16 protein-coding genes are annotated in these 14,076 nt (G+C 73.2%); 9 read left to right on the forward strand and 7 right to left on the reverse strand.

The annotated features are described in order from the left end of the window. Positions 1–143: 143 nt before the first annotated feature. Positions 144–779: a GNAT family N-acetyltransferase gene (locus AB0D46_RS33595; RefSeq protein WP_362883157.1), complete on the forward strand. Its 636-nt coding sequence runs from the start codon at positions 144–146 to the stop codon at positions 777–779. A 245-nt stretch (positions 780–1,024) separates the two neighbouring features. Here the strand turns inward: AB0D46_RS33595 and AB0D46_RS33600 are convergent, their stop codons facing one another. The 3 genes from AB0D46_RS33600 to AB0D46_RS33610 all read right to left on the reverse strand — a co-directional run bounded on the left by AB0D46_RS33600 (position 1,025) and on the right by AB0D46_RS33610 (position 2,600). Further along, the gene (locus AB0D46_RS33600; protein ID WP_362883159.1) at positions 1,025–1,390 is read right to left on the reverse strand and encodes a PRC-barrel domain-containing protein; all 366 of its coding nucleotides are present in this window, start codon (positions 1,388–1,390) and stop codon (positions 1,025–1,027) included. 185 nt (positions 1,391–1,575) lie between these two features. Then, on the reverse strand, positions 1,576–1,899 hold the full coding sequence (locus tag AB0D46_RS33605) for a putative quinol monooxygenase (RefSeq protein ID WP_362883161.1): 324 nt from the start codon (positions 1,897–1,899) through the stop codon (positions 1,576–1,578). Next, positions 1,896–2,600: a TetR/AcrR family transcriptional regulator gene (locus AB0D46_RS33610; protein WP_362883163.1), complete on the reverse strand. Its 705-nt coding sequence runs from the start codon at positions 2,598–2,600 to the stop codon at positions 1,896–1,898. The genes AB0D46_RS33605 and AB0D46_RS33610 overlap by 4 nt, the downstream gene beginning before the upstream one ends. 158 nt (positions 2,601–2,758) lie before the next feature. Between AB0D46_RS33610 and AB0D46_RS33615 the strand changes: the two genes are divergently transcribed. The 7 genes from AB0D46_RS33615 (at position 2,759) to AB0D46_RS33645 (ending at position 9,774) form a co-directional block, all read left to right on the forward strand. Then, on the forward strand, positions 2,759–3,790 hold the full coding sequence (locus tag AB0D46_RS33615) for a medium chain dehydrogenase/reductase family protein (protein ID WP_362883164.1): 1,032 nt from the start codon (positions 2,759–2,761) through the stop codon (positions 3,788–3,790). 271 nt (positions 3,791–4,061) lie between these two features. Further along, positions 4,062–4,967 (forward strand): CAP domain-containing protein, encoded by a 906-nt coding sequence (locus tag AB0D46_RS33620; RefSeq protein WP_362883166.1) that lies wholly within the window; start codon positions 4,062–4,064, stop codon positions 4,965–4,967. Between the two features lie 319 nt (positions 4,968–5,286). Then, the gene (locus AB0D46_RS33625) at positions 5,287–5,862 is read left to right on the forward strand and encodes a hypothetical protein (protein ID WP_362883168.1); all 576 of its coding nucleotides are present in this window, start codon (positions 5,287–5,289) and stop codon (positions 5,860–5,862) included. A 345-nt stretch (positions 5,863–6,207) separates the two neighbouring features. Then, positions 6,208–7,005, forward strand: a complete 798-nt coding sequence (locus AB0D46_RS33630) for a thioredoxin family protein (protein ID WP_362883169.1) — start codon at positions 6,208–6,210, stop codon at positions 7,003–7,005. Then, positions 7,002–7,580 carry a hypothetical protein gene (locus tag AB0D46_RS33635; protein WP_362883171.1) on the forward strand — a complete coding sequence of 193 codons (579 nt, stop codon included), beginning with the start codon at positions 7,002–7,004 and terminating at the stop codon, positions 7,578–7,580. The genes AB0D46_RS33630 and AB0D46_RS33635 overlap by 4 nt, the downstream gene beginning before the upstream one ends. Positions 7,581–7,669: 89 nt before the next feature. Then, a complete protein-coding gene (locus AB0D46_RS33640; protein ID WP_362883173.1) occupies positions 7,670–8,392 on the forward strand; it encodes a response regulator transcription factor in 723 nt (240 codons plus the stop codon). Next, on the forward strand, positions 8,389–9,774 hold the full coding sequence (locus tag AB0D46_RS33645; RefSeq protein WP_362883175.1) for a HAMP domain-containing sensor histidine kinase: 1,386 nt from the start codon (positions 8,389–8,391) through the stop codon (positions 9,772–9,774). Before AB0D46_RS33640 ends, AB0D46_RS33645 begins: the two co-directional genes overlap by 4 nt. 42 nt (positions 9,775–9,816) lie before the next feature. Here AB0D46_RS33645 and AB0D46_RS33650 read toward each other — a convergent pair whose 3' ends face one another. The 4 genes from AB0D46_RS33650 to AB0D46_RS33665 form a co-directional block, all read right to left on the reverse strand. Beyond that, complete coding sequence (locus tag AB0D46_RS33650; RefSeq protein WP_362883176.1) at positions 9,817–10,248, reverse strand: pyridoxamine 5'-phosphate oxidase family protein; 432 nt, start codon at positions 10,246–10,248, stop codon at positions 9,817–9,819. Positions 10,249–10,495: 247 nt separating this feature from the next. Beyond that, positions 10,496–11,119, reverse strand: coding sequence for a cysteine hydrolase family protein (locus tag AB0D46_RS33655; RefSeq protein ID WP_362883178.1), 624 nt, complete (start codon positions 11,117–11,119; stop codon positions 10,496–10,498). Positions 11,120–11,251: 132 nt separating this feature from the next. After that, the gene (locus AB0D46_RS33660; protein WP_362883179.1) at positions 11,252–12,247 is read right to left on the reverse strand and encodes a DJ-1/PfpI family protein; all 996 of its coding nucleotides are present in this window, start codon (positions 12,245–12,247) and stop codon (positions 11,252–11,254) included. Positions 12,248–12,406: 159 nt separating this feature from the next. After that, positions 12,407–12,655 carry a hypothetical protein gene (locus tag AB0D46_RS33665; protein ID WP_362883181.1) on the reverse strand — a complete coding sequence of 83 codons (249 nt, stop codon included), beginning with the start codon at positions 12,653–12,655 and terminating at the stop codon, positions 12,407–12,409. 325 nt (positions 12,656–12,980) lie between these two features. Between AB0D46_RS33665 and AB0D46_RS33670 the strand changes: the two genes are divergently transcribed. Beyond that, the gene (locus AB0D46_RS33670; RefSeq protein ID WP_362883183.1) at positions 12,981–13,985 is read left to right on the forward strand and encodes a BtrH N-terminal domain-containing protein; all 1,005 of its coding nucleotides are present in this window, start codon (positions 12,981–12,983) and stop codon (positions 13,983–13,985) included. The last annotated feature ends 91 nt before the right edge of the window (positions 13,986–14,076 follow it).

Here is a 14,076-nt window from a genome sequence, read left to right on the forward strand (position 1 = left end):
TCGGCCTCGGGCGCCGCGCCGGTGCTCATGCCCGTTACGTTAGCCCGGCCCCGGGGCGGCGGGCTTCTCGATTCGTGACCGGTTCCGGCCGCCCCCGCGGACAACGCGTGACGGCCTCCCGGAGGCCGTGCGAGGGTGGGGCCATGACCATCGAGGTACGTCCGGCTTCCGTCTTCGGGGACGTCCGGACCCTGCTCGGCCCCAAGTCGGCCACCGCCAACGTGTGCTGGTGCCTGAGCTACCGGATCCCGTCCAAGCTCAACAACGAACTGCGCGGCCCGGCCCGCGGCGAGCACGTCGCCGCCCTGTGCGGTATGCCGACGGCGCCCGGGGTCCTCGCCTACGACGGCGACGAGCCGGTCGGCTGGGCCGCCGTGGCGCCCCGCTCGGACACCTCCTTCGCCCGCAGCCGCACCATCCCGTGCCTGGACGACCTGCCCGTCTGGTCCCTGTGGTGCGTCCGGGTCCGCCCCGGGTACCGCGGCAAGGGCGTCTCGCACGCGCTCATCGCGGGGGCCGTCGATTTCGCCCGGGAGCACGGGGCGCCGGTGGTCGAGGCGTACCCCCTCGACAACGGGGAAGCCCGGGTCGACCTGACGATGGCGTACGCCGGGATCCGGAAGAACTTCGACCGGGCGGGGTTCTCGCACGCCTCGGAGACCACCTCGGTACTGGCGGGCCACCCCAGGGTGCTGATGCGGCTGGACCTGCGTCGCGACCCGGGACCTCGTCCAGGACCCGACTCGGGGCCCGCCCCGGGCCTCCGCCCGGGACGTTGACCTGCGCTTCGACCTCGGGTGACCGATGTGCCCGAGTTGTGGCTACTCTGGGAGTGGCGGCCGATGAGTGGTAGCGGCCTCCCGGCCGCCGGGCCCGGCCCGGGGCACACACCCCTCCCCGTTTTCTGTGCCTCGCGGTCCGGGTTTTCGCCTGCGCTCCGCCACGCCGCGGAGCGCGCCCGGACATGACGGCGGGGCCCCGACTGGATGAGTCGGGGCCCCGCGCGCACGCCTGTCGGCCGGGATTACAGGGGGCGACCGAACGGGCCGCCGATGCCGTAGTAGATCCCGATCTCCTCGCGGTACTGCGGGTCCGCCAGGTGCTGGTCCCGGTGGAACTCGGGGGCGTCCTTGACCTGCGCCCGCGTCCGGTCCACGTAGATCTTCTGCTCGTCCGCGTTGATGCTGATCACCGTGCTCGCGGGGAGCAGCACCTCCTTGCCGAAGATCCAGACGCCGGTGTCGACCACCAGGTAGGCGTCCCCGGCCTCGTCGTTGTGCTTGTCGACCTTGCCGATGCTGCCGTCCGTGGCCTCGACCTTGTAGCCCGACAGATCGGCGCCCGTGAGGTGGCCCGACGTCGAACGGTAGTTCCACATGTTCTCGGTCACGCGAAAACAACTCCTCCGGTTTGCGGGCGCGGTGAAATCACTGCCGCCCCCCTTGATCGGTGGTCCGTCGGAACGCATTCCGTCCGTTCCGATCCCTCGCTTGCCCAGGGGGTCGAGCCCTACGCGCCCCGCCCGACGAAAATCTCCGGCAGGCCGCTGACCGGCGGCAACCTCGTCCGGGACGGTCAGTCGACCTGGAGTTCGCCCATCCGGCTCCAGCCGTCGGCGCCTTCGATGGTGGTGCTGACGATGTCCGGCGTACGGGTGACCAGCGGGCGCATGGTCTCCAGTGCGGCGCGGAAGTGTTCCGAGGTGACGTGGGCCTCCGCCGCGCCGTCCCGGAACGCCTCGACCAGGACGTAGGTGTCGGGCTCCTCCAGGCTGCGGGACCACTCGAACCAGAGGTTTCCGGGCTCGGCGCGGGTGGCGCGGGTGAAGTCGGAGACCAGCTCGGGCCACTGGTCGACGTATGCGGGCTTGACGGCGAATTTCACCACAATGAAGATCATTTGGTCATTGTAGGCGGGTCCGTCGGTGTGGGTGGGGACACCAGCGTGTCCACCTCCGCCGCGAACAGCAGGGCCGTGTCCAACCCCATGCCGGTGAAGTGGCCCGCCAGTTCCAGGGAGAGCGCGCCGTGCAGCCGGGTCCAGAAGGCGAGGGCCGTACGCAGGGCCGCCGGTGGGGCGTCCGGATGCCCGTCGGCCCACTCCCGGTGGTCCGCCAGGTGTGCGTCGAGGGCGCGGGCGCCGCTCCCGGCGCCGGCCCCGGTACCGATCGCCGCGGTGGCGGCGTCCAGCAGGACGGACATCATCTCCGACGCGATCGCGGTGACGTCGTCCGGAGCGTGGTAACCGGGGACCGGGGTCCCGTAGATGAGGAAGTAGCGGTGCGGGTCCGCCACGGCCCAGTGGCGGAGGGCGGTCGCCAGCGCGGTCAGGCGCTCCGGCCCGGTTCCGTCGGCGGACACGGCGGCGAAGGTGTCGGCGAGGCTGCGGTACGCGTCCGTGACGAGTTCCGTGATCAGTTCGTCGCGGTTGGCGAAGTACCGGTAGAGCGCGGGCCCGCTCATGCCCATCTGCTTGGCGATGGCGTTGAGCGACAGTGCGGAGGCCCCGGAACCGGCGATCTGCTGCCGGGCCTTCTCCTTGACCTCGGTGCGGACCTGCTGGCGGTACCGCTCGCGCGGGGTCGTGGTGCTTCCGGTCATGGCCGTCGCCTCTCCATCCAGTCGATTGTTAGAACGTATCACCAACGGCACGCCATCTCGCGTTCGATCGGGTCGACGGCTTGACAGAGGTCGCGTCGACGCTCACTCTGGTTACAGCTTCTAACGAACGCGATAAGCACAAACAAGCGGAGGTCGTCATGAACACCATCGAGCGCGTCGAGGTCCTGCTGCCGGGCAAGGTCGAACCGGAAGGACTGGAACTGCACCGCGGCCCCGTGCCGGAGCCCGGCGCGGGACAGCTGCTGATCGCCATGGAGGCCACGGGCGTGTCCTTCGCGGAGCAGCAGATGCGCCGCGGGCGCTACTACGACCAACCCGAGTTCCCCTTCGTCCCCGGCTACGACCTGGTGGGCACCGTGCGGGCCGCCGGACCGGGCGTCGCGTCCGACCTGCTCGGCAGGAGGGTGGCCGTCATGACGAAGACCGGGGGCTGGGCCAGCCACGTCGTGGTCGAGGCCGCCGACGCGGTGGAGGTGCCCGTGGGCGTCACGGCGGCGGAGGCGGAGACCGCGGTCGTCAACGGCATCACGGCCTGGCAGATGCTCCACCGCAAGGCCTCGGTCAGCGCCGGGGGCACCGTCCTCGTCCACGGCGCGAACGGCGGCGTCGGCTCGATCCTGGTGCAACTGGCACTCGCCTCCGGAATCCGGGTGATCGGCACCGCGTCCACCCGCCACCACGAAACACTGCGGGCCCTGGGCGTCGTACCGGTCGACTACCGCTCGGGCAACGTGCCCGCCCGCGTCCGCGAACTCGCCCCCGCCGGGGTGGACGCCGTCTTCGACCACGTCGGCGGCGACGGGATCGTCGACTCCTGGCGGCTCCTGGCCCCCGGCGGCACGCTCGTCTCGTACGGCAGCGCCGCCACCCGGGACGACGAGGGCTCCGGCTCCTGGCCCGTCCTGCGGCTGCTGGGCCGGGTGTGGCTGTGGAACGCGCTGCCCAACGGCCGCAGCGCCCACTTCTTCAACGTCTGGGCCGGCCGGGCCTACGCCAAGGACCGGTTCCGCGCCCGCCTGCGCTCCGACCTCACCCAAGTGTTCGCCGCCCTCCAGCGCGGCGAGATCACCGCCAAGGTGGCCGCCGAGATCCCCCTCGCCCGCGCCGCCGAGGCCATGCGCCTGGCCGAATCGGGCACGGTCGCCGGCAAGGTCGTCCTCGTGCCCTGAAGTGCGCTCCGATGCCCCCGCAGCACCCTTCGCCCCAGGCTCGCCCTCGGCGCCGAGGGTGTGGCGCACGGGGGTCGTCGCTGCGGTTGTTGGCGCGAGCGGATCGCCGCCGGTCATGTGCGCGGTGTTTGACCCGAGTTGTTCCTGATCCGACCCTGCGGGCTTCCTTAAGGGAACCTGAAGTACCCCCTCCTGGCGGTCTTTTCGCTGATCACCGTCCTAGTCTCGATCGCACCACCCCCCTCCCCACTCTCAGTGAGGTGCTACAGGCATGAGTCGCAGCCGAACTCCCGCAACGCCGTCCCGGACCGACGCTCGGCGGAAGAAGACGGTGCGCACCCGCATCGTCCTGTCCGTCACCGCGGCGTCGGCGGCCGCGGCGGTCGCGGTCGGCGTCGCCGTGGCCGACTCCGACGGCGGTGCGCGCGTGGAGCAGCGCGCCGACGGCGCCGCCGGCCGGCAGGCCGCGACGACGCCCCCCGGCGACCTCCCCGGCGGCGGCGACGCGTCGGCGACCCCCACGTCCACGCCCGCCTCACCCTCCCCGTCGCTCAGCGCCGAAGCCGCCGCCGCGTCGGGCTCGATGCCCGCCGCGCCGCCCGCCGCCACCACCCCCGGCTCCGCGGCGCCCACGAAGCCCGCCGCGGCGGACGACGGACCGGCCAAGCCGAAGGCCCCCGAGACCAGCAAGCCGACGCGTACGACCGCTCCGACCGGCGGCGGAACCTCGGGCGGATCGGGCGGCAACGGCGGTACCTCCGCAGGCTCCGGCGGGTCCGGCGGCAGCACCTCGGGGGACTCCGAGTCCGCGGTCCTCGCCCTGGTCAACAAGGAGCGCGCGACGGCCGGTTGCGGCCCGCTGACCGCGAACGCCAAGCTGAACTCCGCCGCCCGCGCGTACAGCGACACCATGGCGCGCAGCGGCGTCATGTCCCACACCGGACCCGACGGGTCCACCATGACGACCCGGGTGGAAGCCGCGGGCTACGCCTGGTCCCGCCTGGGCGAGAACATAGCCCGCGGCCAGGCGGACGCCGCCGCGGTCATGTCGGCCTGGATGAACAGCTCCGGCCACCGGGCGAACATCCTCAACTGCGCGTTCCGCGAGATCGGCATAGGCGTCCACAAGGGCGACGGCGGCCCGTGGTGGACGCAGAACTTCGGCGCGCCGAAGTAGGAACCCGAGGCAGGGACCCGAAGCAGGGACCCGGAGCAGGGACCCGAAGCAGGAGACTCCAGCGGGAGTCCGGCTCCGGAATCCGAGTAGGGAACCCGCAGGAGAGAACGTCCCGGCGGCCGTCGAGCCCCCAGGTACGGCCGCCGCGCGGCAGACGTCCTCCGGCCCGCCCCCCGGGCCCGGAGGACGTCTGCGTTCCCGGCCCGCGCGTACGGTCCCACCCGCCTGCGCTCCGGCGCGACCGGCGGCCCGGGGGCGGGCGGGCGCCCGATGGGGGAGGCGGTGACAGGTGGTCCGGTCCGTCGGTCACTATGGGGCCGTGCCCCGAATTCCGCGCTACTTGCTCATATGGCTGTCGTGCACGGCCACCAGCGTGACCGCCGTGCTCGCCACGGTCCAGTTCGTGGTCGGCTCGACCCGGCACACGCCCCCGGTCGCCCGTTCCGCTCCGACGGTCGTGGAATCCCCGCCGGCCTGGGAAGCGGTGACGGCGCCGTCGAGCGGACCGCCGTCCCCTTCCGCTTCCGTCACCCCGTCCGGGAGCGGCTCGCCCTCGGTGTCGGAGCGGCCGTCGCCCTCGGCGTCCCCCAGCACCTCCCCGAAGGCCCCGCCGACCACGACGAAGGCGCCCGCGCCGAAGCCCGCCGTCGACTGCCAGGAGGGCGGGCCCGGCCTGCACACCATCCCCTCCCAGGGCGGCAAGGCCACCGTCCGGTACGGCGCCCGCGGGGTGTGTCTGATCTCGGCGGTGCCCGGCCGGGGCTTCAAGGCCACCACGTCACAGACCTCCGACGACACCCTCACGGTCACGTTCAGCGCCGGGGACCACCGGTCGGTCATCTCGGCGACGATCGAGCCGGTGGCGAAGGCGAGCGTCCGCGAGACGTCGTTCTGAACCCCGAGCTCCTTCCGGTTCGCGCGGCGGCAGTTCGACGGGCATCGCCGCCGCGCCCGATCCGCGCCATCCGCCGTACCCGTCACCTTTCGCGTGCGGAGGTGGCTTACGCCCACCGATCGACGTGTTCCGGCGAAGCGGAAGGTGAGCTCTTCCTTAGGGCAACCTCAAGATCGGTCCCGGAGGGCCCAGGACGTGGCGCGGGCCCCTAGGCTCGCGTCAGCCGAGCGGCCTCGGCGTCCCGGGCGTGACGACCCGGCGATCGCTCGGGCCGCCGGTTTCACCGAGTCGGGAGGCGCCGCCGTCCCTCCCGCAGTCCGAACCGTGCCTTGGGGTGTCTTCGCCATGAGTCCTCGCCTGCTCCGACCCGTCCGCGCCCGCCGCGACGCACAGCCGGGATCCGCCGCCCGCCCGGGGGCGCGCCTGCCACTGGTCGCCGCGGTCGTGGTCGCGGCGGGGTTGACCGCCGGCTGCGGAACCTCCTCCCCGCCCGTCGGCGCCGCCGCGGCGTCCGTCGCCGGCTCGTCGCCCGCGACGTCCTCCGAGGCCCCGTCCGCTTCCGAGTCCGCGTCGGCGTCCGCCTCCGCCTCCGCCTCGGTGTCACCTGGTACGAAGCCCCCGGCCTCGCCCTCCGCGTCCGCGAGCACCCCCACCGACTCCTCGCCCACCCCGTCGCGGACGAAGACGGCGACCCCGTCCCGTACCCCCTCCCAGCCGCCCCGGACCTCGGCCGCGCCCGCGCCCGCCGGCCGGATACCCGGGCCCGGCTACGACGGTTCGGTCGGGCAGGCGCAGGTGGACGCGGCGCTGCGCGCCGCCAAGGCCGACGGGAGGATGGTCCTGCTCGACTTCGGCGCCAACTGGTGCGGCAACTGCAAGGCGGCCGACAAGGTGTTCGCCCAACCGCAGACGGCTGCCCTGCTCGGGGAGTCGTACCACATGGTCAAGATCGACATCGGTGGCAACAGCTCCGCCGCCTCGACGCTCCTGCGCAAGTACAGCCCCGGGGGCGGTAGTTACAAGATGCCGGTCCTGGTCGTCCTGTCGCCCTCCGGCACGGTGCGTACCGACACCCACGCCACGGGCAACCCGTCGCTGACCGCCGAGGGACTCAACGCCTTCCTCCGCCAGTGGGCGTCATGAGACCGCCGCGTCCGCACGCGCCCCGCCGGGCCGGGTACGCCCGAAGCGCCCGCACGGTCGCGGCGCTCCTCGCCCTGAGCGCGCCGCTCACCGGCTGCGGGGGACAGTCTCCGGGGACGAACGCCCCCGCGCCCGTCACCCGCTTCACCGAGAACGGCGTCACCGTCGCCCTCTCGGTGTCCGACTGGCAGGCCTCGAAGGGCACCCTGACCGCCGTGTTCACCCCGGAGGAGGGCTTCCACCTGTACAGCGCGGAGCTACCGGCCACCGGAGTCGAGGGCGTCGGCAGGCCCACCACGATGAAGGTCGCCGGCGCCCTCACCGCGACGGGCGCACCGAAGGCCGGTGCGCAGGTGCGCGACATCGCCCTGCCCGGCGTCGACGCCCCCGTACCGGTCTACCCGGACGGCCCGGTCACCCTCACCCTGCCCGTCCGCGCCGGCGCCGACGGGGAGGCGAGCGTCCTGTTCGGGTACGCGAGCTGCAGCACCGACCAAGGGTGCACCATCCCCGTCACCGACCGCCCCGTCCAGCTGCGGGTCACCGCCGCCGGCGCGACGCTCGCCGCGCCGTAGGGCGGGTCCCCGGGCGCGTTCCGAGACGTGGGGAGGGCCGCCCGCCGCCTGCTCACGACCTCCCGCGGCCGAGCACCTAAGGTGTCCCCATGCCCAGCGTCCTCGTCGTGGAAGACGACCCCAGCATCCGTCAGTCACTCATCGAGGTCCTGTCGGAACACGGGTATGCCGTACGGAGCGTGGGCGACGGTTTCGGCGCCCTGCGGGAGATCACCCAGATATCCGTCGACGCGGTGGTCCTGGACCTCGGACTGCCCGACCTGGACGGAGGGGACGCCCTGCGGATGATCCGCGGCATCTCCTCCGTCCCCGTCCTCGTGGCCACCGCCCGCGACGACGAGACGGAGATCATCAAGCTCCTCAACGCGGGCGCCGACGACTACCTGGTCAAACCGTTCTCCGGCGGCCAGCTCATCGCCCGCCTCTCCGCGGTCCTGCGCCGCACCAGCCACGTGCCGCCGACGCACCCGAGCACCGCCCCCGGGTCGGCGCCGGCCGCCGAACCGCTGCGGGCGACCACCGTCGGCGCACTCACCGTCGACCCCGCCGCCCGCACCGCGCACCTGGCCGGGCTGGAACTGCACCTCACCCGCCGGGAGTTCGACCTGCTGGCCTTCCTCGCCCACCACAGCGGTCAGGTCGTCTCCAAACGGCGCCTGCTCAGCGAGGTCTGGCGCGAGCCCTACGTGGACGACCAGACCGTGGACGTCCACCTGTCGTCCCTGCGCCGCAAGCTCGGCGAACGCGCCGCGGCCCCGCGCTACCTGCTGACCGTCCGGGGGGTCGGCATCAAACTGGTGGCACCGCGGTGAGACGCTCACTGGCCGGAGTCGCGCTCGCCGTGACGTCCATGGGCGCCCTCTCCTTCCTGATACCGCTGGCCGCACTCGTCATGTCGCTGGTCAAGGAGCAGAGCGTCACCGCCGCCGAACAGCGCGCGGCCGCCCTCGCCCCCGTCCTGACGCTGACCACCGACCCGTCCGCCCTGCGGGAGTCCGTCGCGGGACTCGACGCGACGGAACACCTGGTGATCCACCTGCCGGACGCACCACCCCTCGGCACCTCCCACGCCCCCGCGGAACTGCTGAAACGCGCACAACAGGGACGCGAGTCCATCTCCCAGGAGATCCCGGCCGGTTGGACGTCCCTGCAACCGGTGGTGCTGCCCGGCGACCGGGTCGCCGTCATCGAGAACTTCGTTCCCGAGGCGGATCTGACCCGCGGGGTCAAGGCCTCCTGGGCCGTCATGGTCCTGCTCGCCATCGGGCTCGTCGCAGGGTCCGTCATGGTCGCCGACCGGCTCGGCGCGAAGGTCGTACGGTCCTCCCGGCGGCTCGCGCAGGCCTCGCGCGCGCTGGGGGAGGGCGATCTCGACGCCCGCGTCGACCCGATGGGCCCCCGGGAACTGCGCGACGCGGGCGTCGCCTTCAACGCCATGGCGCACCGGATGACCGAACTGCTCGCCGTCGAACGCGAACTGGTCGCCGACCTGTCGCACCGGTTGCGGACCCCGCTGACCGCCCTGCACCTGGCCTCGGAACGCATGGCCGGCACGCCGGAGTCGGCCCGCGTCGAGGCCGCGGTCGCCGAACTGGAGACGGAACTCGAAGCCATCATCACGGCGGCCCGCACCCCGCTCGCCGTCGGCCCGATGGGCCACGGCCTGCTCGGCACGGACAGCCCCACCTCCCACGGCGAATCCGCGCGCTGCGAGGCCGCCGATGTGGTCCGGCGCCGGACCTCCTTCTGGGCGATCCTGGCCGAGCAGCAGAACCGGCCCTGCGCCGTCGAACTCACGCAGGAACCCACGGCCGTCGCCCTGTCCGACGACGACCTCGCCGCCGTGGTCGACGCGCTCATCGGCAACGTCTTCCGCCACACAGCGTCCGGGACCCCGTTCGGCGTCCGCGTCGCACGGACCGCGCAGGCCGTGGAACTGGTCGTGGAGGACTCCGGACCGGGCATCCCGGAGCCGGACCGGGCCCTGTCCCGGGGCAGCAGCAGCGGTTCGTCGGGGCTCGGCCTCGACATCGCCCGGCGGGCCGCGGACGTCACCGGCGGTTCCCTGCGCATCACCCGCGGCCCGCGCGGGGGCGCGCACATCACCGTGACGTTCGCCCTCGCCCCGCCCCTGCCCTCGGAACGCGGCCCCCGCACCTCCCGCAGACGCCCGGGCTGGCTCCGCCGCCGCTGACCGTACGGAACCCCGACGGGACCGCCGGGCGCACCCTCCGGATCAGACCTGGCCGAGGTCCGAGCTCACCCAGCGCTGCGGGCGCATGTGGACGACGATCTGCTCGCCGTGGTCCTTCCACGCGAAGTCGACGTACCCCTCGACCTTGTCCGCCGGCAGGTACCGGGCGGCGAGCTCCGTCAGCCGCTCGCGGGTCGCCGGTTCCGTCGACAGGACCGGCCCCTCCACGGCCACGTAGCGGATCGACGGCTCGACCCGGTCGACCATCAGGCTGAACCGGCCCGCGGCCGCGAGCAGCACGGCCTTGCGGGAGTCCCGGCCCGTCATGATCCAGATGTCGCCGCCGGGGGAGTACTGGTACCAGATGGGGACCGTCAGCGGGGCCCGGTCCCCTTCGGAACCGGCGTCCACGGCGAACGCGGCGATGTGGGCTTCGGCGAGGAACTCCTCGCGTTCGGCGGGAGAAAGCGGCACGGGACGCTCCTTCGGGAGGGAAGAACCTGTGCCGGGGCAACTCCACCCGACCCCCGCGCATTCCCGCGGGGGAGCGGACCGCCCCGGGGGCGGGCGGCTTCCAGGATGCCGGCCCCAGGAGCCGCGCGCCCTCACCACGACGCCGCCGGCGCGCCGTTCGGCGGTACGTCGCCCGCTCACGGCCCGCAACGGCACGCGCCCCGGACCGCCCCCGCCCGCCGGGGCGCCGGGGGCCGGTCCGTACGGGTCAGGCGGGCAGTTCGTCCACGGTGGCGACGACCGCGCCGAACAGGTCGGTGATGCCGGTCAGCGCGGCGGCCCGGAGCGCGGCGGCGGGCAGGACGCTCCCGTCGGGGGCGGCGAGGGACCGCGTGGCGGTGGTCTCGGCGACGACGGTCGGACGGTAGCCGAGGTTGAACGCGCCCTGGGCCGTGTACGTGACGCACATGTGCGTCATGAAGCCGGCGATGACGAGGTCCCGGTCGCCGCCCGGCGCCGCGCCCAGCTCGGTGAGGGTCCGCTCCAGTTCGGTCAGGTGGAAGGCGTTCGGGAAGTGCTTGACCACCACCGGCTCACCGGCCGCCGGGGCGACCTCGTCGCTGATGGCCCCGATGTGGGCGCGGATGTCGTACGGGGTGCCCTCGCCGCCGTCGTTGAGGACGTGGACGACCGGCGTGCCGGCGGCGCGGGCACGTTCCAGCAGACGGGCGCCGGCCGCGAGTGCCTCCTCGACGCCTTCGAGGGCCATGACACCGGTCCGGTAGGTGTTCTGGAAGTCCACCATGATCAGGACGGAGTCGGCGAGCTTCGGAGGCCGGTTGTCCAGGCCGATGACGTCGCGCAGGGTGGTGGAGGGCGTGGGCGTGCTCATGGAGTGCCTTTCGGGGGTTCGGGAATTCAGGTGTCCAGGAATGGAGGGGGCCGGGGCTCCAGTGCGCGGGCATGGCGGAGCAGGGCCCCCGGGCCCGGTGGAGGGGACGGAGGGAAACGGTGACCCGACGGGTCAGGCCCCCGCCGTGGTGCGGAACCGGCGGCGGTAGGCCGCCGGGGTGGTGGCGAGTTGCCGCCGGAAGGCCCGGTGCAGGGTCTCCGCGGATCCGAGCCCGGCCGCGGCCGCGACGTGCGCGACCGGGCTGTCGGTGGTCTCCAGCAGCCGCCGGGCCACCTCGACCCGGGCGGCCTCCACGTACGCGGCGGGACTCGCGCCCGTCTCCTGTACGAAGACGCGGGCGAGGTGGCGCTCACTGAGGCACATGCGGGCCGCCAGCACCTGCGCCGACAGGTCCTCGGCGAGGTGGTCGGCGATCCACAGCCGCAGCGCGTCGATGTCCCGACGGGCGGACGCGGGCCGACTGAGCGGTACGGAGAACTGGCTCTGCCCGCCCTGCCGCTTGAGGTACATCACCAACTGCCGGGCCACCGCCAACGCCACCTCCTCGCCGAGGTCCTCGGCGACCAGCGCGAGCGAGAGGTCCAGACAGGCGCTGATCCCGGCGCCCGTCCACAGCCGACCACGATCGGTACGGACGAAGATCGGATCCGGGTCGACGGTGACGGCCGGATGGTCGGCGGCGAGTTGGGCCGCCGTCGACCAGTGGGTCGTCGCCGTCCGCCCGTCCAACAGCCCGGCCGCCGCCAGCAGATGGGCGCCCACGCACACGGAGGCCACCCGGCGCGCGTACGGGGCGGTCTCCTTCACCCAGGCCACCACATCGGGGTCGACGCGGGCCCGGGGCCCCTCGTCGCCCGGGTCCACGGCGCCGGGCACGAGCAAGGTGTCGACCTGCCCGCCCACCTCGTCGAAGGCCAGGTCGGCCAGCAACCGCACACCGGCCGACGTCCGCACCTCGCCCGCCGTCGGTCCCGCGAGCCGGACCAGGTAGCCGGCGCGGCCCGCGGTCTCCCGGTTGGCCAGCGCGAAGACCTCGGCCGGGCCGGTGACGTCGAGGAGGTCGACATCGGGGAAGACCGCGATGACGACGCGGTGGGTGAGGGGCATGGACCCATCCTGGGGGCCGCCATCGGTGACCGCAATGACGGCTTCCTGTCACATCCGGACATGGGAGGTCGCCGGGCCATCGGGAGGTCACCCGGGCACCGGAACGCAGCGGTGCGCGGCCCCTCGCGGGACCGCGCACCGTTCCTCCGTGGGGCGGAGTCAGTAGTCGCCGTGACCGTGACCGTGGCCGCCGTAGCCGCCCCAGTCGTCGTCATCGTCGTCCCAGCCGCTGTTGTACCAGCCGCCGTGGTCGGAGTCTCCGCCGCAGCCGCCACCGGCGAGGTAGCTGACCGAGTGCGACGGGGTCGCCGCCGAGGCCGTACTCGCGGTGCCGATCGCGGCGCCGCCTGCCATGAGGAGGCCGGCAGCCGAAATCGCGAACAGGCGCTTCGCTCTCTGTGCATGCATGGGAATACCCTTCCTTCCACCCTCCTCCCACCACGTCTTCGGGGCAGGAGCGGGTGGCCGCGGCCGCACGTGAACACGCTGCGACGCGGATCGTGGCGTTGCCTCCGTACGTCCGCACGTCTGCCCCAGCGACGCGTCCAATGCGACGTACCTCCCCGAGACGGGCACGCGACAGAGCCTCGGTCCCCGTCCATGACGTGCGGGAACTCCGGCCGCTGGGGGCGTGCCCCGTGGGGGCGGCTCTCACCCCACAAACGCTAGTACCGCTCGCGCCGCTCGGCACCTCGGGGAGAAAGGGGCCTCCGGGCGCAACTAGGCTGATGTCATGACTGTGCTCGTGTATGAAGACTTCGGTACCGGACGCCACCGCGAGGCCTCCCTGATCCGACACGCCCTGGGCAGCGCCCACCCGGAGGAGTTGGTCGCCGGCCTGGCGGGCGGCATCGGATTCATGTACTTCGTCTTCGAGTACGCGGGCCGCGACCCCATCCCCACCATCGTGGCCCAGTCCCACCCCGAGCCCTGGGTCCAGGTCGCTCTCGGCCGCCTGGGCGTTCCGTACGACGCCACCCGCGCCATGAAGCCCCGCTGGGGCCGCGTCCGCGCCGCCCTCGACGAGGGACAGCCCGCCTTCTGCGTCGTCGACCGGTCCTCCCTGCCCTGGCACGAGGCGGACCCGGACGCCGAGATGACCGGCACGGACCCGTACACCGTCGTCATCGCCGGCTACGACGGCGACGACCTGCTGATCGAGGACGGCGCCGACACCCCGCACCGCATCGACCGCGAGGAGTTCGGAGCCGCCTGGACCGCGCACCGCAAGGGCCGCCACCAGCTGATCGTCCCGACCGGGCCGCCCGAGGGCGAACCGGACGTCGACGGGGCCGTCGCCGCCACCGTCACCCACCTCACCGGGCCGGTCCTGGGCAACCAGTTCGACGTCAACTTCGGCTTCACCGGCATGGAGAAGTTCGCCGCGCAGCTGCGCGACCGGACCACGAAGACCGGCTGGGAGCGCCGCTTCGGCAGCTCCCCGGAAGCCCTCCGCCAGGGCACCGCGCGGCTGTACGCCTGCCTGGAGGAGGAGTGGACGGCGCCGGGCGCCACCCGCCCGCTGTACGCCGACTTCCTCGAACTCGTCGGCCGCGCCGAACCGGCGGAGTTGTTCCGGGAGTCCGCCGGGCACTGGTCCGCCCTGGCCGCCCTCGCCCTCGCCGCCGATCCGAAGGCCCGGGCCGAGGAGCGCCGGGACCTCTTCGACGCCTGCGCCGAACACGTGGACCGCAGCCTCGAACTGGAAGGACGGGCGGTCGAAGCGCTCCGCGCCTAGGTTCTGTTTCTTGGATCTCCTGATGTGATCATGCGTCTCGGTCCAGGCTGGTCAGCATGGTTGGCCGGGGAGATTTGACGAATGCGGAGTG

It is taken from the genome of Streptomyces sp. NPDC048383, assembly GCF_040651775.1.
GTDB lineage: Bacteria > Actinomycetota > Actinomycetes > Streptomycetales > Streptomycetaceae > Streptomyces.